16 protein-coding genes are annotated in these 21,827 nt (G+C 64.8%); 10 read left to right on the top strand and 6 right to left on the bottom strand.

Features of this window, described 5'->3' with window-relative positions; genetic code table 11:
* Positions 1–30 precede the first annotated feature (30 nt).
* Entirely contained in the window at positions 31–978 is a 948-nt protein-coding gene (locus GGQ64_RS01245; protein ID WP_183798043.1) for a carbohydrate kinase family protein, read from the bottom strand.
* Positions 979–1,209: 231 nt separating this feature from the next.
* Here GGQ64_RS01245 and recA point away from each other — a divergent pair, with 231 nt between their 5' ends.
* The 3 genes from recA (at position 1,210) to GGQ64_RS01230 (ending at position 7,072) form a co-directional block, all read left to right on the top strand.
* Positions 1,210–2,298 (top strand): recombinase RecA, encoded by a 1,089-nt coding sequence (gene recA, locus GGQ64_RS01240; RefSeq protein ID WP_183798041.1) that lies wholly within the window; start codon positions 1,210–1,212, stop codon positions 2,296–2,298.
* A 421-nt stretch (positions 2,299–2,719) separates the two neighbouring features.
* A complete protein-coding gene (alaS, locus tag GGQ64_RS01235; protein WP_183798039.1) occupies positions 2,720–5,383 on the top strand; it encodes an alanine--tRNA ligase in 2,664 nt (887 codons plus the stop codon).
* Between the two features lie 447 nt (positions 5,384–5,830).
* Complete coding sequence (locus GGQ64_RS01230; RefSeq protein WP_183798037.1) at positions 5,831–7,072, top strand: GGDEF domain-containing protein; 1,242 nt, start codon at positions 5,831–5,833, stop codon at positions 7,070–7,072.
* A 72-nt stretch (positions 7,073–7,144) separates the two neighbouring features.
* On the opposite strand, the gene GGQ64_RS01225 is transcribed toward GGQ64_RS01230, so the two are convergent.
* Together GGQ64_RS01225 and GGQ64_RS01220 are read right to left on the bottom strand one after the other, a co-directional pair.
* Complete coding sequence (locus GGQ64_RS01225) at positions 7,145–7,909, bottom strand: HAD-IIB family hydrolase (RefSeq protein WP_183798035.1); 765 nt, start codon at positions 7,907–7,909, stop codon at positions 7,145–7,147.
* Positions 7,910–7,913: 4 nt separating this feature from the next.
* The gene (locus GGQ64_RS01220) at positions 7,914–9,251 is read right to left on the bottom strand and encodes a glycosyltransferase family 4 protein (protein WP_183798033.1); all 1,338 of its coding nucleotides are present in this window, start codon (positions 9,249–9,251) and stop codon (positions 7,914–7,916) included.
* Positions 9,252–9,628: 377 nt separating this feature from the next.
* Between GGQ64_RS01220 and GGQ64_RS01215 the strand changes: the two genes are divergently transcribed.
* The gene (locus GGQ64_RS01215) at positions 9,629–11,308 is read left to right on the top strand and encodes an arylsulfatase (protein WP_183798031.1); all 1,680 of its coding nucleotides are present in this window, start codon (positions 9,629–9,631) and stop codon (positions 11,306–11,308) included.
* A 63-nt stretch (positions 11,309–11,371) separates the two neighbouring features.
* On the opposite strand, the gene GGQ64_RS01210 is transcribed toward GGQ64_RS01215, so the two are convergent.
* From GGQ64_RS01210 to GGQ64_RS01200, 3 genes are all read right to left on the bottom strand, one after another.
* On the bottom strand, positions 11,372–12,667 hold the full coding sequence (locus tag GGQ64_RS01210; RefSeq protein ID WP_183798029.1) for an MFS transporter: 1,296 nt from the start codon (positions 12,665–12,667) through the stop codon (positions 11,372–11,374).
* Positions 12,668–12,761: 94 nt separating this feature from the next.
* Positions 12,762–13,163 (bottom strand): MarR family winged helix-turn-helix transcriptional regulator, encoded by a 402-nt coding sequence (locus GGQ64_RS01205; RefSeq protein WP_183798027.1) that lies wholly within the window; start codon positions 13,161–13,163, stop codon positions 12,762–12,764.
* Between the two features lie 128 nt (positions 13,164–13,291).
* Positions 13,292–14,506, bottom strand: coding sequence for an NADP-dependent isocitrate dehydrogenase (locus tag GGQ64_RS01200; protein WP_183798025.1), 1,215 nt, complete (start codon positions 14,504–14,506; stop codon positions 13,292–13,294).
* A gap of 280 nt (positions 14,507–14,786) precedes the next feature.
* Here GGQ64_RS01200 and GGQ64_RS01195 point away from each other — a divergent pair, with 280 nt between their 5' ends.
* The 6 genes from GGQ64_RS01195 to rpsD all read left to right on the top strand — a co-directional run bounded on the left by GGQ64_RS01195 (position 14,787) and on the right by rpsD (position 21,819).
* Positions 14,787–15,374, top strand: a complete 588-nt coding sequence (locus GGQ64_RS01195) for a hypothetical protein (RefSeq protein WP_183798023.1) — start codon at positions 14,787–14,789, stop codon at positions 15,372–15,374.
* A gap of 115 nt (positions 15,375–15,489) precedes the next feature.
* Entirely contained in the window at positions 15,490–16,323 is an 834-nt protein-coding gene (locus GGQ64_RS01190) for an RNA methyltransferase (protein WP_183798021.1), read from the top strand.
* Positions 16,310–17,113: a glutamate racemase gene (gene murI / locus GGQ64_RS01185; RefSeq protein WP_183798019.1), complete on the top strand. Its 804-nt coding sequence runs from the start codon at positions 16,310–16,312 to the stop codon at positions 17,111–17,113. The genes GGQ64_RS01190 and murI overlap by 14 nt, the downstream gene beginning before the upstream one ends.
* A 386-nt stretch (positions 17,114–17,499) precedes the next feature.
* Positions 17,500–19,299 carry a peptidoglycan-binding domain-containing protein gene (locus GGQ64_RS01180; protein WP_183798017.1) on the top strand — a complete coding sequence of 600 codons (1,800 nt, stop codon included), beginning with the start codon at positions 17,500–17,502 and terminating at the stop codon, positions 19,297–19,299.
* Positions 19,300–19,440: 141 nt separating this feature from the next.
* Positions 19,441–20,955 carry a helicase HerA domain-containing protein gene (locus tag GGQ64_RS01175; RefSeq protein ID WP_183798015.1) on the top strand — a complete coding sequence of 505 codons (1,515 nt, stop codon included), beginning with the start codon at positions 19,441–19,443 and terminating at the stop codon, positions 20,953–20,955.
* Positions 20,956–21,201: 246 nt separating this feature from the next.
* On the top strand, positions 21,202–21,819 hold the full coding sequence (gene rpsD, locus GGQ64_RS01170) for a 30S ribosomal protein S4 (protein WP_183798013.1): 618 nt from the start codon (positions 21,202–21,204) through the stop codon (positions 21,817–21,819).
* Positions 21,820–21,827: the final 8 nt, after the last annotated feature.

Genomic DNA, 21,827 nt, shown 5'->3' with positions numbered 1-21,827 from the left:
GCGGGCGATCGTTTGTCGCCCGCACCGGTGTCATGACAGCATTTCGGCGTCCGGGACAAGTCCCATGACGCGGGCGAGCAGGTCGGGTTCGAGTTCCTCGGCCACCGCCAGCGGCGAGCGGACGGCGATCAGCGCGGCTGCCGCCCCCTGCCGCAGCGCTTCCCCGAGCGGCCGGCCGGCAAGCTGGGCGGACATGAAGCCGGAGGCGAGCGCGTCGCCGGCTCCGGTCACGTCGCCCAGAACCTCCAGCAGTGGCGGGGCCAGCATGACGGCCTGAGCCTCGTCGAAGGCTATGACGGCATGCCGGCCGCGGGTGACGACACCGCAGGCAAGTCCGACAGACCGCAGCAGGTCCGGCCAGCGCCGCGGATCGTCGGGCTCGGACTGGACCAGCGCGCGCGCCTCCGCCTCGTTCATGAACAGGCCCGACAGCTTCGGCAGGCTCTCCTTGAAGCGCACGACCTTGGCGGGCGAAATCGCGATGCCGAAGGCCGGCTTGGCGTTGTTGCGCGCTGCGTCCGCGATGGCTGCGACCGTCTCGGCCGGCAGGTTGGCATCGGTGATGACGGCGTCCGTCGCGGCGAACGCCTCGCGGACCGCGCGCTGCTGGAGGCGGCGCGGAGAGAACAGGCGGTAGAGCTCCATGTCGGCGAGCGCGATCACCAGGTTGCCGTCGCGCTCGATGATCGCCGTGTAGCTCGGCGTGGTTCGGTCCAGGAAGGTGAAGGGTGTGTCCTCGACGCCTGCTTCCATGGCCGCGGCGGCGACGATCTCGCCGTCCGCATCACCGCCGCGCGGGGCGATCAGGCGCACCGCATGGCCGAGCCGGGCGAGGTTGCGCGCCGCGTTGAAGGCGCCGCCACCGGCCTCGACGAACCAACTGCCGGGGTTGCTGGCGCCGGGCGCCGTCTCGGCATGGATGCGGCCGCGCCGGTCGACATGGGCGCCGCCGAGCGCAAGGATCCTGCTGCCCGTCATCGTGCGTCCTTCCGTGCGGTCCGATTCGCTGCGCGATTGCCGTCGCAACGGCAGGCGACATGGTGGTACAATGCCGCAAGCGAGCGGGGAAACGAAAAAAGAACACGACCCGGAATATCGAAACTAATCAATTGCATGGTGTGCTGTTGCCAAAAGAGAACAAAAAGTGTACATAGCTTCCATCGGCAGCTTCATTGCCTGTCTGGCCCCAATAACCTAAAGGTGGAGCAAATGGCACAAAACTCTTTGCGGCTCGTAGAGGACAAATCGGTGGACAAAAGCAAGGCACTCGAAGCGGCACTTTCTCAGATCGAGAGGTCCTTCGGCAAGGGCTCGATCATGAAGCTCGGCGCGAAGGATAGTGTCGTCGAGATCGAGACCATCCCGACCGGCTCGCTCGGGCTCGACATCGCGCTCGGCATCGGCGGCCTGCCGAAGGGGCGAATCATCGAGATCTACGGCCCGGAAAGCTCGGGCAAGACCACCATGGCGCTGCAGACGATCGCGGAAGCCCAGAAGAAGGGCGGTATCTGCGGCTTCGTCGACGCCGAACATGCGCTCGATCCCGTCTATGCCCGCAAGCTGGGCGTCGACCTGGAAAATCTTCTGATCTCGCAGCCGGACAATGGCGAGCAGGCGCTCGAGATCACCGATGCGCTGGTGCGCTCGGGGGCGATCGACGTCCTCGTGATCGATTCGGTCGCAGCGCTGACGCCGCGCGCCGAAATCGAGGGTGAGATGGGCGACAGCCTTCCCGGCCTTCAGGCCCGTCTGATGAGCCAGGCGCTACGCAAGCTGACGGCGTCGATCTCTAAGTCGAACACCATGGTCATCTTCATCAACCAGATCCGCATGAAGATCGGCGTCATGTTCGGCTCGCCGGAAACGACGACGGGTGGCAACGCGCTGAAGTTCTACGCCTCCGTCCGCCTCGACATCCGCCGCATCGGCGCGGTCAAGGAGCGCGACGAGGTCATCGGCAACCAGACGAAGATCAAGGTCGTCAAGAACAAGATGGCGCCGCCCTTCAAGGAGGTCGAGTTCGACATCATGTATGGCGAGGGGGTCTCCAAGACCGGCGAACTGATCGACCTCGGCGTCAAGGCCGGCATCGTCGAGAAGTCCGGTTCCTGGTTCTCCTACAACAGCCAGCGGCTGGGCCAGGGCCGCGAGAACGCCAAGCAGTTCCTGCGCGATAATCCCGATGCCGCGCGCGAGATCGAGATGGCGCTCAGGCAGAATGCCGGGCTCATTGCCGAAAAGCTGCTGGACACCGGACGGCCGGAGGATGACGACGGCGACAGTGCTGCCGAGATGTGATCGGCGCAAGCTTCCCTGATTTCCGTTCGAAAGCCGGTCTTCGCCCATGCGAAGGCCGGCTTTCTCGTCTGGACAGGGGAGATGGCGAACGATAAAAGCCATCAGTTTTCCAAGGTCCGGGAGCCGGGCAGGAGCAGGTCAAGAGCAGGCGAGGGCACGGCACGCAGGGTGCCGAGGCTAGCGGGCTGTCCGGCCAGCGCCCGTGGTATCGACCGTCTGTCGTCTCGGGGACTGGATGACCGGGAGGCCCGGAAGTCTGGGACCGGGGAGGGATGCGGCAGCGCCGTGCGGCACGTGACGGACGGAACCGGTAGCGCAGATCCGGGATGCCGGGTGACTGTCCGGATCGGCGGCGAACCCGTTGAAGTGTGGTCTAAGGCAGGGCTCGGCCCATACGCCTGCAAGTATGATAGGACGCAAGATGAGCGGCGTGAATGAGATCCGGTCGGCCTTTCTCGACTATTTCCGCAAGAACGGGCATGAGGTCGTCTCGTCCAGCCCGCTGGTGCCGCGCAACGACCCGACGCTGATGTTCACCAATGCCGGGATGGTGCAGTTCAAGAACGTCTTCACCGGGCTCGAGCAGCGCCCCTATTCGACCGCGGCGAGCGCACAGAAATGCGTGCGCGCCGGCGGCAAGCACAACGACCTCGACAATGTCGGCTATACGGCCCGCCATCACACCTTCTTCGAGATGCTCGGTAACTTCTCGTTCGGCGACTATTTCAAGGAGCGCGCGATCGAGCTCGCCTGGGGGCTGATCACCAAGGAATTCGGTATCGACAAGAACCGACTGCTGGTCACCGTCTACCATACCGACGACCAGGCGTTCGACCTGTGGAAGAAGATCGCCGGCTTGCCCGACAGCCGCATCATCCGTATCGCCACCAGCGACAATTTCTGGGCGATGGGCGATACCGGCCCGTGCGGCCCGTGTTCGGAGATCTTCTACGACCATGGCGACCATATCTGGGGCGGCCCACCCGGCTCGCCGGAAGAGGATGGGGATCGCTTCATCGAGATCTGGAACCTCGTCTTCATGCAGTTCGAGCAGCTGACGAAGGAAGAGCGGGTCGACCTGCCGCGGCCGTCGATCGACACCGGCATGGGGCTCGAGCGGGTCGCTGCCCTTCTGCAGGGCAAGCACGACAACTATGACATCGACCTGTTCCAGGCGCTGATTGCGGCCTCGGTGGAAGCGACGGGCGTCGATGCCAACGACCCGGAGCGTCGCGCCAGCCACCGCGTGATCGCCGACCACCTGCGCTCCTCGGCCTTTTTGATCGCAGACGGCGTCCTGCCGTCGAACGAGGGCCGCGGCTACGTGCTCCGCCGCATCATGCGCCGGGCGATGCGCCACGCGCAGTTGCTGGGCTCGCGCGATCCGCTGATGTGGAGGCTCCTGCCGGCGCTGGTGCAGCAGATGGGACGAGCCTATCCGGAGCTTCTGCGGGCGGAGGCGCTGATCTCCGAGACGCTGAAGCTGGAGGAGACCCGTTTCCGCAAGACGCTCGAACGCGGCCTGTCGCTGCTCTCCGACGCATCGGGTAACCTCCACAAGGGGGACATTCTCGACGGCGAGACGGCATTCAAGCTCTACGACACCTACGGTTTCCCGCTCGACCTGACCCAGGATGCGTTGCGCAACCGCGGTATCGGCGTCGACCTTTCGGGCTTTTCGGATGCGATGGAGCGGCAGAAGGCGGAGGCCCGCAAGAGCTGGGCCGGGTCCGGCGATGCCGCCGCCGAGACGATCTGGTTCGAACTGCGCGAGAAGCACGGTGCGACCGAGTTCCTGGGCTACGACACGGAGACGGCGGAGGGCGTCGTGCAGGCGATCGTGCGCGACGGTGCTGCGGTCGAGGCGGCCTCGGCCGGCGACAAGGTCCAGCTCGTGCTGAACCAGACGCCGTTCTATGGCGAATCCGGCGGCCAGATGGGAGATACGGGCACGATCAGTCATGACCACGGCCGCCTGACGGTGACCGATACCCAGAAGAAGGCCGACGGCCTTTTCGTCCACGGCGCCGTCGTCGACGAGGGCTCGATCAAGGTCGGCGATGCGGTGGCGCTCGAGGTCGGCCATGCCCGCCGCGGCCGCCTGCGTTCCAACCATTCGGCGACGCACCTGCTGCACGAGGCGCTGCGCGAGGTGCTCGGCACCCACGTGACCCAGAAGGGGTCGCTGGTGGCGCCGGAGCGGCTGCGGTTCGACGTGTCGCATCCCAAGCCGATGACGGCCGAGGAACTGAAGGTCGTCGAGGAAATGGCCAACGAGATCATCGTGCAGAACTCGGCCGTGACGACGCGGCTGATGAGCGTCGACGACGCGATCGCCGAAGGCGCGATGGCGCTGTTCGGCGAGAAATACGGCGATGAGGTCCGCGTCGTGTCGATGGGTACCGGCATCCGCGGCGCCAAGGCCGGCAAGGCCTATTCGGTCGAGCTCTGCGGCGGCACGCATGTCGGCGCCACAGGCGAGATCGGGCTGGTGCGCATCGTCGGCGAAAGTGCCGTCGCAGCCGGCGTGCGGCGCCTCGAAGCGCTGACGGGCGAGGCCGCGCGCGCCTATCTGGCTGAGCAGGACGAGCGGGTGAAGACGCTGGCGGCAAGCCTCAAGGTGCAGCCGGGCGAGGTGCTTACTCGCGTCGACGCGCTGCTCGACGAGCGGCGCAAGCTCGAACGCGAGCTGACCGAGGCCAAGAAGAAGCTGGCGCTCGGCGGCGGCGGCGGCAATGGCGGCGATGCCGTTCGCGAGATCGCCGGCGTCAAGTTCCTCGGCAAGGTGGTCACCGGGGTCGAGCCGAAGGACCTCAAGGGCCTGGCGGACGAGGGCAAGAAGGGTCTCGGATCGGGCGTGGTCGCCTTCGTCGGCGTTTCCGCCGACGACAAGGCCAGCGCCGTCGTCGCCGTCACCGACGATCTCACAGGCCGCTTCAATGCCGTCGACCTCGTTCGGGTCGCTTCGGCAGCCCTCGGCGGAAAGGGCGGCGGCGGACGGCCGGACATGGCGCAGGCGGGTGGGCCGGACGGCCAGCGCGCCAGCGAGGCCGTCGAGCAGGTCGCAGCCGCGCTCGCGGGCTGAACGGCCGGCGTGAAGCGCCGTTCCGGCGCGGCCTGTCGCGATCGGCTGAAGCGACGGGATCGGCCAGCATGCCGCCGCGATCCGGCGATCGTGGCCCGGCATTCGGCACTTTTCGCGAGACAGGGTGTCTGTCACAGTGGAGCCTCGACCCTTCGCGGGCTGGCTCACCGGAGGTGCGCGCAAACGCCTGCCGTGCGTACCTTACCTTCAGTCATCTGCCGCCGGTAGCGGCGGTACGGTCAGCGCACGACATCCGTGTACCGGCGTGGTCGAGCTCCAAGAACACTCGTGAACCACCGCAGTCGCCAGGCCCCATGATCCCAAGGTGTTCGAGGTTGGCGACACTGGTTGCCCGCCGAGGGCAGCGGGCGCAGGCATCCCGTTATTTTCATTTGCGAAGTCTTCAGTGTTCGGTGCTATTTTCCGGCCACCGAAGGGGTGTGATTCTTGCTCGACAACCTGATCAGCCTGCCGACCTTGATGGTCTGCACTTTCCTGTCGACGCTCGTCGTCGCCATTTTCCTGGCCTTCCATTGGTTTGCCGGCCACAAGTCCGTTGCCACCGGCTACTGGTGCGTCGCGATGTGGGTCGGTTCGGCTGCGAGCGTGCTTCTCGGCTTGCGCGGCATTCTTGCGCCGGAGGTCTCGATCGGTCTCGGCAATGCGCTGGCGGCGCTCGGTTACAGCCTGACCTGGGCCGGCTTTCGCGCTTTCGACGACCAGCGCGTTTCGCGGCTGGCGATTGCGGCCGGACCCGCCGCCTGGGTCGCTGCCTATGCGTTCTCCGACCAGTTCGCCGCCGACATGAGCCTTCGGATCATCCTGATGTCGGTGATCGTTTCGGCCTACTCGCTGGCGATGGCGCGTGAACTGCTGCGCGGACGCGGGCGAGAAGCCCTGCCGTCGCGGCGGGTGATCGCACTGCTGCTCGCCACGCATGCGGTGTTCTATTCGGCGCGCATCCCGTTTGCCCTGTTGGCGCCGGTCTCCGACGGCGGTAGTCCTGCCGTCTCGTTCTGGTTTGCGGCGTTTGCGCTGGAAATCTTCGTGCATACGCTGGTCGTCGCGGTCTCCATCCTGATCCTTCTCAAGGAGCGCAGCGAGTTCGTGTTCCGCCAGGCGGCGCGTTCCGATGCGCTGACGGGCGTGCTCAACCGGGGCGCGTTCATGGCAGAGGCGGCCGGCGCCCTTTCGCCCCGGCACCCGGGCGGGGTGCTGATGCTGCTCGATCTCGACCACTTCAAGGCAGTCAACGACACCCACGGCCACCAGGCCGGCGACAAGGTGCTGTGCCGCTTTGCTGCGGCGGTGACGGCGCGGCTGGAGGACGGCATGGTCTTCGGCCGCTTCGGCGGGGAGGAATTCGCGCTGTTCGTGCCCGACCGGGACCTCGACGAGGCGGTGGCCTTTGCCGACCTGCTGCGGGAAGATACCGCCGCGCTATCGATCGGCCACTACGGCGCCCTGATTTCGGTGAGCGTGAGCATCGGGGTCGCCTCGGCGCTGTTGTGCGGCGGCGACATCGACAATCTGGTAGCTGCTGCGGATTGCGCGCTCTACCGGGCGAAGGCAGAGGGCCGAAACCGGGTCAGCGCAGCCGGGCCTGCCGAAAGCCTCCTGCAGGTGGCCGGGCGCATGCGCGATGCCGATTCTAATACTGGCGTCGCCAACGTATCCGTAGCGCTGTAGTTTTCCGGGAACATCGGCGGTCGGATCCGGGGCTCCACCACCGCGTGGTGCCTTTTCCGGCGGTCGCCTACCCTATCGTCCGCCAGCCCTTGTCGGTGTCGTGCGCCCGTGTGCCGCGAAATGCTCCAGGCCCTCGATGACGCCGTCGGCGCAGGCGCGCCGGGCCTGATAGTGGCGCGGTTCGTCCGCCGCAAGACGCCGCAGTTCGTCCAGCGCGTTGCCGACCACGATGCCGCGGACGGAAGGCAGCGTGAACATGTCGCGGTCGTTGCCGGTGTCGCCGGCGACTGCAACCTCGGCGAGGTCGATGGCGAGTTCCCGGCAGAGCCATGCGAGGGCAGCGCCCTTGTTCGCCGTGCGTGGCAGCACGTCGAGATCGCGGTCGCTCGAATAGACGAGACGCGCCTCGATGCCGGCCTCGGTCAGGCTCTCCTCCAGTTCGGAGATGCGCTCGTCGCCGGCGCCGTGCAGATGCCAACTCAGCTTGTGGGCATGCTGGAAAGCGTCGTCCTGCAGCCGGATACCGTCCACCTGCCGCATCACGTGCATGAGTGCCTCGCGGTCGAAGGGCGCGCCCAGCGTTGCGCCGAAACGCCGTTTCCGATCGTCGTCCAGCCGGCCGATCATCGTCCCCACTCCGCCGATGACGAAGTCGGGGTGCGGCAGGTCAGAGACGGCGAGCAGCGCCTCGATGTCATCGACCAGGCGACCGCTGTTGTAGACGAGGAACGGGCACGTGGCGGGGTTGAGCCCTTCCCAATAGGCGCGGAAGCGTTGCGTAGCCCGCCGGTCGCCGAGCAGGGTCCCGTCCAGGTCGGAGGAAAGGAGGCGGATCACGGTCTCAATCCCCGTCGTTCCACGGCTCGGCCCAGTCGTCGGAGTCGAGCGCCTGGCGCATCGGCCGGCCTTCGACGAGCGCGATGAGTTGCTGGGCGATGCCCGTCCAGGTGAACAGGCTGCGGGCCTTGTGGGCTCCCATCCGCGACAGGCGGTTGTAGAGGCGGGGATGCTTCAGCGGCTTCATCATGGTGATGCCGAGATCATGCTTGTCGAACGGATCGGCAAAGAGCGCGTGGCGGCCGTAGCTGACCGAGCGGAACAGGCCGCCATGGACGGTGATGATCGTAGGCGTCCCGCTTGCCATCGCCTCGATCGCCGTCATCCCGAACGGCTCGTAACGGCTGGAAAGCACGAACAGGTCGGCGGCGCGATAGTAGTCGGGCAGGTCGTCGTCGGCGACGAAGCCGGAGAAGTCGATCCGGTCCTCGAGCCCGCAATCGCGTGCCAGTTGCTTGAGCTGGTCGAGGATGGCCGTCTCCTGCTCGTCGAGCGTCTCGCCGCCGACAGCAAGGTGCAGGCGCGCTTCCGGTTCCCGCTCGGCCAGCACCGAGAAACCCTCGATCAGCAGGTCGTAGCCCTTGTTGGTCGCAAGCCGGCCGAGTGCCAGGACGGTCTTGCCCTGGAAGCCGAAGCGCTGTCGCGCCATCTCGCGCGAAGCGGACGAGACGGGGAAGAAGCGGTTGTCGTCATAGCCGGGCGGGATCATGTGGACCCGTTCCGGCTTCAGCCCGTAGTCGTTGACCAGCATGTCGAGCTGGATCGGCGTCGTGGCGATGACGAGGTTGCAGCTGCGATAGACGATCAGCTCGTGCTTGATGCGTTCGGAGAAGTTGAACTCGCTCTCGAAGGTGTCGGCCTTGTCCGGATAGTCGGTCTCCATCTGCCGCTTCTTCCAGATGCCGAGCGAGTGCGGCGTATGGATATGCGGCACCGACAGCGCCTCGGACAGGCGCTGGCCGGCAACGCCGGCGTCCCAGTAATGGCTGTTGATGAAGAAATACTCGAGCTTGTTCGCCCTGATGTAGCGGATTGCCGCCTCGCACCAGGCCATCAGGTGGGTGTGCAGGTATTCCTTGGGAATGAAGTCGCGGCCGCCGCAGGGGATGCGAACGACGCGGACCCGGTCATCGACCTCGTCGAACTGCGGCTGATCCTCGAACTGCCGCGTGTATATGTCTACCAGAAATCCGAGACGGCCAAGTTTTTTGGCAAGTTCCAGAACATAGACGACCTGTCCGCCTGTATCGGCGGCGCCCAGCGGAGGATTAGCTGCAACATAGCCGTGCGTCGAGACGAGGGCTATTCGTGGAAGGGTTTCAGTCTCATTTTTTTCAGTCATATCGACTGACTATGATAGGGCGCGTGGCCGAGGCTTCAACCCCGAGACATGCATTTTATGAGGAGGTGTTGGCAGGCGCTATACTGAAATTGCCGGTGCTCCGCCAGCATTTGCTGTTCGCTGGCAACCGATGCAATGGGGCGCCGGCGTGGCTGTCGGCCGCCCGGCGATATCCAGAGTAATAGTCGCCGCGCGCACGGAGCGCTGGCTGCTGGGCATTGTTTCGTGGTAAATTCCGTGCGGTCCGACGGCACGTCTCGGACGCGACATGAATAGGCCCGGGCGGGGCCTGTATTCCGAAAGTTTCTCTCCATTTCGCATTCTTAGGCATGCCCGAGAACGTCTTTGCCTGCGCGAACCCAGGAGGAGGGTGAAACATGAGTGCCTTGCGCAATATCTGCATGGGACTGCTATCGTCCACATTCGCATTTGCCCTGAACGCGCCCGTTGCCGCTCAAGAGCCGAAACCCAATATCGTCGTCATCATGGGCGACGACGTCGGGTGGTTCAACATCGGCGCCTACCATCGCGGCATCATGTCCGGAAAGACGCCGAACCTCGACAGGCTGGCGTCGGAAGGGTTGATGTTCACCGACTACTACGCCGAGGCGAGCTGCACTGCTGGCCGGGCGAGTTTCATCACCGGCGAGATACCCCTTCGCACCGGGCTGACCACCGTGGGCCAGGCGGGCGCGGACGTGGGCATGCCCGACAAGGCTGCAACCATCGCCGCGGCGCTGAAAGTGCAGGGATACGCCACGGGACAGTTCGGAAAGAACCACCTCGGCGATCTCAACAAGTTTCTGCCGACACTGCATGGCTTCGACGAGTTCTTCGGGTACCTGTACCACCTGGACGCCATGTCGGACCCCTATTGGTATTCGTTCCCGAACGACCAGTCCTACCGGGACAAGGTCGGCCCGCGCAATCTGGTGCACAGCTTTGCGACGGATACCGACGACACGTCCGAGCAGCCGCGCTGGGGCAAGGTCGGCAAGCAGCGGATCGTCGACGAAGGGCCGCTGGCACCGTATCCGGACATGTCCAACGTGCCGAACATGCACGACATCATGCCCAAGGCGAAATACGACATGGGGACTTTCGACGAGGTTCTGGTGAAGGCTTCGTGTGACTTCATGGACAAGGCGAAGACGGACGGCAAGCCCTTCTTCGTCTGGCACAACACCACCCGCATGCATGTCTGGACCTTCCTGTCGCCGAAGTACCAGGCCCAGATGAACAGCGACAGCAACTACGGCCTCGAGGAGGCGGGCATGGCGCAGCTCGACGACAGCGTCGGTGCCATCATGAAGTGCGTCGACGATGCCGGCGAGGCCGACAATACGATCGTGATCTTCACGACCGACAACGGCGCGGAGGTGTTCACATGGCCCGACGGCGGGATGACCCCGTTCAAGGGCACTAAGGGAACCGTGATGGAGGGCGGCTTCCGGGCCCCGGCCATCATCCGCTGGCCGGGCAAGGTCAGGGCCGGCGCGGTCGAGAACGGCATCTTTTCCGCGCTGGACTGGTTTCCGACGCTCGTGGCGGCTGCCGGCAACCCCGACATCACCGACCAGTTGCTGAAGGGCGTGCAGCTCGGCGACCGGACCTACAAGAACCACCTCGACGGATACAACCAGCTGGATCTCTTGACGGGGAAAGGCCCGTCTGCCCGGCATGAGTTCTTCTACTTCGGTGGTCCTGAGCTGGGCGCGGTCCGGATCGACAACTTCAAGTTCCAGTTCTTCCAGCAGCCCCAGGGCTGGCCCGGGGCGAAGGTGACGACCGACATGCCGACGATGGTGAACATCCGCCAGGACCCGTTCGAGCGGACCCCGTCGATCGGCGGGCAGAGCCTCAACGACCTGGGCGGGGGATACATGAACGACTTCTTCGCCCGTGAGTTCTGGCGTTTCGTCAGCGTGCAGCAGGAGGTCGGCAAGCTCGCGCTCACGGCGATCGACTACCCGCCGATGCAGGACCCGGCCTCGTTCAATCTCGACGCCGTGAAGAAGCAGATCGACGCTGCGATCCGCAACAAGCCCGGCAACTGATCGACCGGGGAGGCGGGCGGCGCACGGCCGCCTGCCGTTTCGAGGCTTCCTGCCGGCGGGATGTCAGCCGGCCTGCGGAGCCAGCTTCACCGAACCCGGCCGGTTGAGTAGCAGGACCGAGACCGCCGCAAGCATGCACATCACGCCGGCGATCTGGAGGGCCGGCATGTAGGTGTTGAAGTCGCTGCGGAAATAGCCGGCCCCGAAGGCGGCGGTGGCGGCACCCAGTTGGTGGCCAGCAAAGACCCAGCCGAAGACGAGGCCCGCCTTCTCACGGCCGAAGTTCTCTGCAGCGAGCTTCACGGTCGGCGGCACCGTCGCAACCCAGTCCAGGCCGTAGAAGACGGCGAAGACCGACAGTTCGACGAAGCTGAAGCCCGAGAACGAGAGATAGATCAGCGAGAGGCCGCGCAGACCGTAGAACCAGAACAGCAGGAAGCGGTTGTCGTAGCGGTCGGACAGCCAGCCGGCGAAGATCGTGCCGAAGAAGTCGAAGATGCCGATCACGGCCAGCGTACCTGCGGCCGTCACCGCTGCCATGCCGAAATCGCCGCAGATCGAGATCCAGTGGGTCTGGATGAGGCCGTTGGTCGACAGGCCGCAGACGAAGAAGGTGCCGAACAGGACCCAGAAGACGGGATTGCCGGAGACGCTCTTCAAGGTGATGAGCGGCGAGGCGAGGGTGGCGAGCAGCTTGTGGTCCTGCTTCGGCGGCTTGACGACCGCCGTCTCGCCATAGGCGGGCAGGCCGACATCGGCGGGATGGTCGCGCATGAGGAGCAGGACGAGCACCATGGCGAGCGCGATGACGGCCACAGTGAGCGTCAGGGCCATGCGCCAGCCATAGGCTTCCGTCAGGGCGGCGAGCGCCGGCAGGAAGACGAGCTGGCCGGTGGCGTTGCTCGCCGTCATCAGGCCGACGACGAGGCCGCGCCGCTTGGAGAACCAGCGGCTGGCAACGGTCGCGCCCAACACCAGCGCCGTCATCCCCGTACCGACGCCGATCACGACGCCCCACAGGAGCAGGAGTTGCCAGACCTCCGTCATGAAGAAGGATGCGACAATGCCGCTCATGATCAGGGCAAGTGCTGTCGAGACGACCTGCCGGATGCCGAAATGGTTCATGAAGGCGGCCGCAAAGGGGCCGAGCAGGCCGAAGAGCACCAGCCGCACCGCCATGGCGGTGGAAATGTCGGCGATGTCCCATCCGAATTCCTGGTGCAGCGGCTGTATCATCACGCCGGCCGAGCCCATGGCGCCGGCGGTCGCCAGCATGGTCAGGAACGTGGTCGCGGCGACCACCCAGCCGTAGTGAAGGTTCCGTCCGGCCATCCATCTGGCTAGGCTTGTGGAGAGCATGTTCAAAGTCCCTTTCCTGATCGCCGTATGCGGGCGGAATTTACGGGTAAGTGCCCGCTTTTATCGGGGTATATACCCGTTTCTTGCCAAATAACTAAAGCGCTGCGAGCAGTTCCTGCAACTGCCTGGTCTTGTCCGGACCCAGCCGGGCTTCGATATCGTCCTGAACGCCATCCCAGAGGGGCGCGCCCTGCTTGAGGGTCGCCTGTCCCGTCTGGGTGACCACCAGCATCGCCTCGCGCTGATCCTTGCCGTGGCCGATCGCGATCAACCCCATGCGTTCGAGAACCTTGGCGTTGCGGCCGACGGTCGATCGGTCGAGTTCGACCCGGGATGCGAGATCCGTCAGCGACACCGGCGCCATGCGGTTGATGTTCCTCAGCAGGCTGAACTGGCCGATGTTCACGCCGAGTGGCGCCAGGGCCTCGTCGTAGTAGGAGGAGACCTTGCGGGAGGCTTTGCGCAGCAGGATACAGTGACACGTATCGTTCGGCATGTCTCGGGTATATACCCGCATCGCTCGCCGCGCAAGATGGGGAGCGGCCAATTTCCCGGGCGGAAAACAGAAAGACCCGGCGCAAGGCCGGGTCCTTCGGATGCCGTTGTGGCGATCTGCCCTGCCGATCAGGCCGCCATGGCTTTCTGCAGGTTCTCGTCGATCTTGTCGAGGAAGCCGGTGGTGGAGAGCCAGGGCTGGTCGGGGCCGATCAGGAGCGCCAGGTCCTTGGTCATGAAGCCGGCCTCGACGGTGTCGACGCAGACCTTCTCCAGCGTGTCGGCGAACCTGGCGAGCTCGGCATTGTTGTCGAGCTTGGCGCGGTGCGCGAGGCCTCGGGTCCAGGCGAAGATCGAGGCGATCGAGTTGGTCGAGGTCTCCTCGCCCTTCTGGTGCTGGCGGTAGTGGCGGGTGACCGTGCCGTGGGCGGCTTCGGCTTCCACCGTCTGGCCGTCAGGTGTCATCAGCACCGAGGTCATCAGGCCGAGCGAGCCGAAGCCTTGTGCTACGATGTCTGACTGGACGTCGCCGTCATAGTTCTTGCAGGCCCAGACATAGCCGCCGGACCACTTCAGCGCCGAGGCGACCATGTCGTCGATCAGGCGGTGCTCGTACCAGATCTTCGCTTCCTTGAATTTTTCCGCGAATTCCTTGTCGAACACTTCCTGGAAGATGTCCTTGAAGCGGCCATCATAGATCTTGAGGATGGTGTTCTTGGTCGACAGATACACCGGCACCTTACGCTGCAGGCCGTAGTTCAGCGAGGCGCGGGCGAATTCGGTGATCGAATCGTCGAGGTTGTACATGCCCATGGCGACGCCGGCCGACGGGGCGTCGAACACGTCATATTCGATCTCCTTGCCGTCCTCGCCGACAAACTTCATCGTCAGCTTGCCCTTGCCGGGGAACTTGAAGTCGGTGGCGCGGTACTGGTCGCCGAAGGCGTGGCGGCCGACGATGATCGGCTTGGTCCAGCCGGGCACGAGGCGGGGCACGTTCTTGCAGATGATCGGCTCGCGGAAGATGACGCCGCCGAGGATGTTGCGGATCGTGCCGTTCGGCGACTTCCACATCTTCTTCAGCTTGAATTCCTCGACGCGGCCCTCGTCCGGGGTGATGGTCGCGCACTTCACGCCGACGCCGTGCTTCTTGATCGCCTTGGCGGCATCGATCGTCACCTGGTCCTCGGTGGCGTCCCGGTTCTCGACGCTGAGATCGTAGTATTCCAGGTCGACGTCGAGGTAGGGGTGGATCAGCTTGTCCTTGATGAACTGCCAGATGATGCGGGTCATCTCGTCGCCGTCGAGCTCGACGACCGGATTTGCGACCTTGATCTTTGCCATGGAATGCCTCGCTGCCTGATGAGGGCGGATTGCCCCGTTTCGTGAAGGTTGGATCGTGTGCGCCTATAGCATTGCAGGGCTGGAAGGCAAAGCCGAGCGGGCGCCGGCGGGCATAATTTTCGCTTCCCCGCCGGGCTGGAATGTGGTCGCTGCCCTTGCACCGTCGGCGCATGATTCGCGTCGCCAGAATTTGTCCCCATTGCCGGTGTTGTCTCACGCCGAAGTGATTCCCTGTTACCGGCCGTCCGGCCCTCTGATCCGACCTGCTCGGGAGATTTTCATGATACGCCTGTGCCTTGCCGCCACCCTCGTCGTCCTGCCGTCGTTTGCGTTTGCCGCAGACGCCACCGCGCCCGTTCGCGAGATCATGGAGACGGTGACGAAGAACTGGGCCGACGTCGCCGACGACAACGACGACCCGCCGGCCTATGTCGACTATTTCAACGACGAGTTCCTGCCGCGGCTCTACAGCAAGGACTTCGCCGCCAAGTATCGCGAGGCCGCGAAGTATCCGGCCTATGAGGACGGCGGTTCGCCGTTCGACTACGACGTGATCGCCATGGGCCAGGACGGTTGCACGATCAAGGACCTCAAGATCGAGGCGCAGCCGCCGGCGGGCGGTGTGACGACCGTTAGGACCACCTTCGACAACACCCATTGCTTCGGCGAGCGCGAGCCGGACTGGAAGCCGGCGGAGGTCGACTTCAACGTGGTCGAGGAAGAGGGCAAGGCGGTGATCGACGACATCCTGCGCCCGCAGGACGGCGACCCGGGCTCGCTGAAGACGGAGATGCAGGCGATCGCCAGGGAGGGAGCCAACCCGACACCGCAGGACGGCGAAACAGAGGAAGACGTCTCTCCGGAGTAGCGCTTCCTTTCCTTTTTGTGCGGGATATGGCAGGGACCCGTCTTGTGGCGGCAGGCCCGGGCTGCAACAAGCCAGCCCGGTCGCTGCCGGAGAGAAACGTGGCGGTCTGAAGGCGATGGCGGGAACGAACAGCGAGCGAGAACTGATAGCGGAGGGGCCGGCGATCATTCTGGTCCATCCGCAGCTTGGCGAGAACATCGGCATGGTTGCGCGCGCCATGGCCAATTTCGGGCTGGCCGAACTGCGCCTCGTCAATCCGCGCGACGGCTGGCCAAGCGAGAAGGCGATCTCGGCTGCGAGCAAGGCCGATCACGTGATCGCCGCAACAAAGGTGTACTCGTCGCTTGAGGCGGCCGTCGCCGACCTCAATTTCGTCTATGCCACCACCGCCCGCGACCGCTACGGCTACAAGGAGGTCCGCTCGCCCGTGGTGGCGGCCGAGACGCTGCGCACGCGCTTCCGGGCGGGCGAGGCGACCGGCATCCTGTTCGGGCGCGAGCGCACGGGGCTGACCAACGAGGAGATCGCGCTCGCCGACGAACTCGTGACCTTTCCCGTCAATCCCGCCTTCGCTTCGCTGAACCTCGCCCAGGCGGTTCTGCTGATGAGCTACGAGTGGATGAAGACGGGGACCGGCTCGATCGAGGAGACCGCCTTTTCCGCCCTGCCGCAGCGCCCGGCCAAGAAGGACGAGTTGCAGGGCCTGTTCGACCATATGGAAGAGGCGCTCGATGCGCGCGGCTACTTCCGGCCGGCCGCCAAAAAGCCGAAATTGATCGAAAACCTGCGCTCGGCGCTCACGCGTCCTTCCTTCACCGGCTCGGAAATCCAGGTCTTGCGCGGCATCATCTCCTGTCTCGATCGTTTTACGCGCGAATCCCCGCGCGGCACGCCCTCACCCAACCGCACCCGCAACAGAAGGCCGAAGGCTGAGCGTGACGACGAGTAGTGCCAAGCCCATCCTCGTGTTCGACAGCGGCATCGGCGGGCTGACGGTGCTGCGCGAGGCGCGCGTGATGATGCCGGAGCGGCATTTCACCTATGTCGCGGACGACGCGGGCTTTCCCTATGGCGGTTGGGAGGAGGGGGCGCTGAAGGTGCGGATCGTGGCGCTGTTCGAGCGGCTGCTGGCCGAGCACGACCCCGAGATCTGCGTCATCGCCTGCAACACCGCCTTTACGCTGGTCGGTGCCGACCTGCGCGCCGCCTTCCCGCAGATGCGTTTCGTCGGCACCGTTCCGGCGATCAAGCCGGCGGCGGAGCGCACGCGATCCGGGCTGGTCTCGGTGTTGGCGACGCCGGGCACGGTGAAGCGGGCCTATACGCGCGACCTGATCCAGTCGTTTGCCAGCCAGTGCCACGTGCGGCTGGTCGGGTCGGAAAACCTCGCGCGCATGGCGGAAGCCTATATCCGCGGCGAGGCGCTGTCCGACGACGACGTGCGGGCGGAGATCGCCCAGTGCTTCCTGGAGCAGGAAGGCAGGAAGACCGACATCGTCGTGCTCGCCTGCACGCACTATCCCTTCATGGCCAACCTGTTCCGCAGGCTTGCGCCCTGGCCGGTCGACTGGCTGGACCCGGCGGAGGCGATCGCGCGCCAGGCCCGGCGGCTCGTGCCGCCCCTCGACGGCATCGCGTCGGAGGGGACCGCAGCGGGCGAGGACATCGCCGTCTTCACCTCCGGCAACCCCGATTTCGCCACGCGCCGGCTGATGCAGGGCTTCGGACTGCGGGTGTAGGGCGCCTGGGCGTCTGTTGACGCCGCGAGACGCGCCTATCAGATCTTTTATTCAGTATTACTGGCGGATCTTTTCGATGTATTCCGTAATCACTTCGGGTGTTTTGCGGGATCATACGTAATTATTTGTGATATAGTCTTTGTTTTCATTTCAGAAAGTCAAATTCACCCAATATTGATGCTCTATAAATGATCTATTATATTTCGTCAAATCTATATCACGCGCGATATTGGGGGTTCGTCATGTTCAATTTGACTGAGACGTCGATCGAATTGATGTGGAAGCGATGCAACTATCCCATTCCTTCCGGTGGAATGGCCTTTTTCGGTCTCCGCGGCTGCCTGCCTGTCAACTATAACGGAACCGACTTCGCCAGCAGCCACGAAATGAACCTTCACGACGTGGATTACACGCATATGCGCTGCACGCTCGGCCAGTGGAAGCCCGGCCACGGCTTTGCCGTCTTTCCCGCGAGCACGGTGCCTGATGGGGCCTATGTCAGAAGCCGCATTCCGCATGGCGGCTACGGAGCCAACCAGTTGATGCTCGGCTGCTACACCTACCGGAAGGGCATCCACAAGCCCGGCAAGCCCACAGGACATCGCGCCTTCCGCCAGCACGGCTTCTTCCCCGTGTGGCGCACGGCAGACGACGACGACTACGATACGGCCGACTTCGTGGACATGCGCTCCGGCTTCATCGCCTGGGACAACCTCCATTGCGGCTGGAGCAACGGACCGGCGTCACCGAGCTACTCCAGCGTCGGCTGCCAGGTGGTGGCCGGGTTCCCGAAATGCACGAAGAGAGGTGCGGCGAGCCGGGACGAGGGGCCCTGGAAGCAGTTCCTCGACAATGCCTACGCGGCGGATCAGGGCAACTTCCGCTACGCGCTCTTCAGCGGTTACGAGGCGCAGAGCATGGCCGTCGTCGGGAGCCAGCAGATGCGCCAGAGCCTTCGCTTCGGCTCGCAGGGAGAGATCGTTCGCTCGATGCAGGCAAAGCTGAACGCGCTTGAATATGACGCGGGCGACGTCGATGGCGAATTCGGCTTCGACAGCCTCAACGCGCTGATGACATTCCAGAAGCGGGTCCTCGGCACCGAGGATGCGGACGGCATTGTCGGGCCGATGACGGCTGACGCGCTCGGTATCGATCTTCCCTATCTGGACGGCGGCGTGCCGGCGATCGCAACACCCGCGGCGGAAGACGACGATGCGGAGGTGGATGACGGCGACGACGAATCCGGGCCTCTCCGCCCGCGCCCGGATGCCGAAGACGACGGCGCACCCTTGTCCTTCGAGATCTCCAAGGAAGTCGACGGCGGCAAGACCCGTTACTATGCGAAGGCCAACGGCACCAAGGTCTTCATCGGCCGGCAGGTCAGGTATGAACGCAATATCGGCCTGACAAATATCTACGATCTCTCGATGACGCCGGCAGGCGTTTACGACAACAACGACGCGGCGACCCGGCATGGCCAGTGGGCGCATTTCATCTGGCCGACCGCGATCGGCGAATCGAAGGCGCATTTCGCCTGCATCAATACCTATGACCGGGCACGCTTCACGATCGGCTTCTCGCAACTGGCGGCGCATACGCCCGACGAGAACCTGATCGTCCTGTACCGGCGGCTGCTGGCGCTTCCGGATGCCGGACGCTACTTCCCCGACCTGACGCTGGTCGGCGGCAAGGTGCACCAGACGCTGCCGTCCGGTGGCACCAGAAACCTGGAGGTCGTTACCGATCGCGAACTCAGGCACTTCATGGCCTATCTCAATCCGGACCTTTCCACCATCGACAACGCTGAGGTCGTCAGTGCTGCCCGCGCCATCTTCGGCATGATGGAATCGGAGGAGCACAGGGAACTGCAGATCGGATTGACGATCGAGATCGCCAGGCGGAAGACGAAGCGGGCAGCGCAGAACGGCGTTCCCATCGTCGGCCGGAAGCTTCGCTATGCGATGTGGGTCTTCGACGTTCTCCACCAGGGCCGGGCCGGTCGTGGCGCCTACCCGAAGCTCAAGGCGGCGATCGAGTCGTCCAATCCGGAGCGGGCACTGATGCAGTTCGGCATCGCGGACCACGAGGATCGCATCCGCTCCGTCAAGGCCAGCATGGACCAGCTTCAATCCGGCGGCATTCTCGACATCGACCGGCTGAAGTACGGCTCCGGCGAATTTGCCTAGGGGGGCGGGGCAGGGCAGGCGCAGCTTCCTGTGGGTAGGCGCAATTCGAACGTCCGTGCCGTGACGTTTTCGTGCTAGGTGTCGCGCTTATTTCCCGGCCCTTGCTGCCGGACGAATCGGTTGGTTGGGCACGAGGGTCGCATGAAGGTCGGCATCGACATGGGAACGGCGCAGGGCGGCGCGCCGGCCACGCTCGATATCGAGGAACTGCTGGCCACCCGTCTTCTCGTCCAGGGCAATTCCGGTTCGGGCAAGTCGCACCTGCTGCGGCGGCTTTTGGAACAGTCCGCGCCCTGGGTGCAGCAGTGCATCATCGATCCGGAAGGCGATTTCGTCACGCTCGCCGACAAGTTCGGCCATGTCGTGGTCGAGGGCGAGCGTAGCGATGCGGAACTCGTCGGCATCGCCACCCGCATCCGCCAGCACCGCGTCTCCTGCGTGCTGTCGCTCGAGGGGCTGGAGGTCGAGCAGCAGATGCGCACGGCCGGCATCTTCCTCAACGCCATGTTCGACGCCGACCGCGACTACTGGTATCCGGTGCTCGTCGTGGTCGACGAGGCGCAGATGTTTGCGCCGTCGGTCGCGGGCGACGTCGGCGAGGAGGCGCGTAAGCTTTCGCTCGGCGCGATGACCAATCTGATGTGCCGCGGCCGAAAGCGCGGGCTTGCCGGCGTGATCGCCACGCAGCGGCTCGCCAAGCTCGCCAAGAACGTCGCCGCCGAAGCCTCCAACTTCCTGATGGGCCGCACCTTCCTCGACATCGACATGGCGCGCGCGGCCGATCTTCTGGGCATGGACCGCCGGCAGGCGGAGATGTTCCGCGATCTGAAGCGCGGCTCCTTCGTGGCGCTCGGCCCGGCGCTGTCGCGGCGGCCGCTGTCGGTAACGATCGGCGTAGTCGAGACATCGGCCCGCTCGACGAGCCCGAAATTGATGCCGTTGCCGGAGGCGCCGCAGGACGTCGAGGACCTGATCTTCACGCCGGATCCGGAAGAGTTCACGCGCCCGCTTACGCGCCGCGTCGCCCCGCAGCCGCGCCCGACCACCGACATTCTCGCCGAACTTTCCCGCGCGCGGCCGGAACCGCTATCCTTGGAACCCGCGCGGCCGGCGGCGCCGGAAATGCCGGCGGAGGAGCGCGAGGCGCTGCTCGATCACGTGCTCTCCGAGATTCTCGACAATCCGGGTGCTGCCTTCCGGGCGGATGCGGAACTGTTCCAGGATTTCCTCGTGCGCTGCCGGATCCGCCGCGTGCCCGGCGCACCGCTGTCGCTGCCGGCCTTCCGTCGCAAGATGGCGGTGGCCCGCTCCGGCGTCGATGCCGCGACTGCCGCTACTGAGGTCTGGACGACCGCGCTGGAGCTTTCCCGTTCCGTCACGGAGGATCTGCAGGGCGTGTTCCTGCTCGTGGCGCAATCGGCCGTCCGCGGCCTGCCGTGCCCGTCCGACGCGATGATCGCGCGCGCCTACGGCACGCACTCCGCCCGCCGGGCCCGGCGCCTGCTCGGCTATTTCGAGGAGCAGGGGCTGATCGTGGTGCACAGCGATGCGGCCGGGCTGAGGATCGTCGCCTTCCCGGACCTCGCCTGCGAGACCGCGCCCGGCGACGCAAACGGGCCGGACCTGACCGAGACGCTGCGGCCGGCTGCGGAATAAGGCGATTTCTATACCTTTGCACCAACGCGGGTTGGTATTACGCATTGACTTTGCCGGGCAATCCTCCTATTCACCCGCTCAACGCCGGGCAGAGATGTCCGGTGTTTCATTTGACATGTCCCGTGGTTTCTCCGGTCGCGTATCGTGAGACATCTGTCAGAAAGCCGAAAACGGCATTCAGAGGAGGGCGTGTTTCCTTGATCCGGTCTGGCAACAGACCGGTGTAACTGTCTGAAAGGAAATGCGATGAGCAAGCGCGCTGCATCGAAGTACAAAATCGACCGCCGCATGGGCGAAAACATCTGGGGGCGTCCGAAGTCCCCGGTCAACCGCCGCGAATACGGTCCGGGCCAGCACGGCCAGCGCCGCAAGTCCAAGCTCTCCGACTTCGGCGTGCAGCTGCGCGCCAAGCAGAAGCTGAAGGGCTACTACGGCGACCTGCGCGAGAAGCAGTTCCGCTCGATCTACGACGAAGCCAACCGCCGCAAGGGCGACACCTCGGAGAACCTGATCGGTCTGCTGGAATCGCGCCTCGACGCGATCGTCTACCGCTCCAAGTTCGTTCCGACGGTTTTCGCTGCCCGCCAGTTCGTCAACCACGGCCACGTCAAGGTCAACGGCGTCCGCGTCAACATCGGTTCCTACCGCTGCAAGGCCGGCGACGTCATCGAAGTGCGCGAGAAGTCCAAGCAGCTCGTGACGGTTCTGGAATCGGTCCAGCTCGCCGAGCGCGACGTTCCGGACTACATCGAAGTCGACCACAACAAGATGGTTGCGACCTTCGCACGTATCCCGGGCCTGGGCGACGTTCCGTACCCGGTCGTCATGGAACCGAACCTGGTCGTCGAATTCTACTCGCGCTGATTTCCGCG

The organism is Mycoplana azooxidifex (genome assembly GCF_014196765.1).
GTDB classification, from domain to species: domain Bacteria; phylum Pseudomonadota; class Alphaproteobacteria; order Rhizobiales; family Rhizobiaceae; genus Mycoplana; species Mycoplana azooxidifex.
Note: the sequence above shows the minus strand (reverse complement) of the source record. Positions and strands in the feature narration are given on the sequence as shown.

Bases quoted from the DNA above. Each gene is read 5' to 3' on its own strand.
- GGQ64_RS01215 (WP_183798031.1), top strand. From the start codon at position 9,629: ATGAGTGCCTTGCGCAATATCTGCATGGGACTGCTATCGTCCACATTC.
- GGQ64_RS01200 (WP_183798025.1), bottom strand. From the start codon at position 14,506: ATGGCAAAGATCAAGGTCGCAAATCCGGTCGTCGAGCTCGACGGCGAC.
- GGQ64_RS01180 (WP_183798017.1), top strand. From the start codon at position 17,500: ATGAACCTTCACGACGTGGATTACACGCATATGCGCTGCACGCTCGGC.
- GGQ64_RS01195 (WP_183798023.1), top strand. From the start codon at position 14,787: ATGATACGCCTGTGCCTTGCCGCCACCCTCGTCGTCCTGCCGTCGTTT.
- GGQ64_RS01190 (WP_183798021.1), top strand. From the start codon at position 15,490: ATGGCGGGAACGAACAGCGAGCGAGAACTGATAGCGGAGGGGCCGGCG.
- GGQ64_RS01210 (WP_183798029.1), bottom strand. From the start codon at position 12,667: ATGCTCTCCACAAGCCTAGCCAGATGGATGGCCGGACGGAACCTTCAC.
- GGQ64_RS01245 (WP_183798043.1), bottom strand. From the start codon at position 978: ATGACGGGCAGCAGGATCCTTGCGCTCGGCGGCGCCCATGTCGACCGG.
- recA (WP_183798041.1), top strand. From the start codon at position 1,210: ATGGCACAAAACTCTTTGCGGCTCGTAGAGGACAAATCGGTGGACAAA.
- rpsD (WP_183798013.1), top strand. From the start codon at position 21,202: ATGAGCAAGCGCGCTGCATCGAAGTACAAAATCGACCGCCGCATGGGC.
- GGQ64_RS01205 (WP_183798027.1), bottom strand. From the start codon at position 13,163: ATGCCGAACGATACGTGTCACTGTATCCTGCTGCGCAAAGCCTCCCGC.
- alaS (WP_183798039.1), top strand. From the start codon at position 2,720: ATGAGCGGCGTGAATGAGATCCGGTCGGCCTTTCTCGACTATTTCCGC.
- GGQ64_RS01175 (WP_183798015.1), top strand. From the start codon at position 19,441: ATGAAGGTCGGCATCGACATGGGAACGGCGCAGGGCGGCGCGCCGGCC.
- GGQ64_RS01220 (WP_183798033.1), bottom strand. From the start codon at position 9,251: ATGACTGAAAAAAATGAGACTGAAACCCTTCCACGAATAGCCCTCGTC.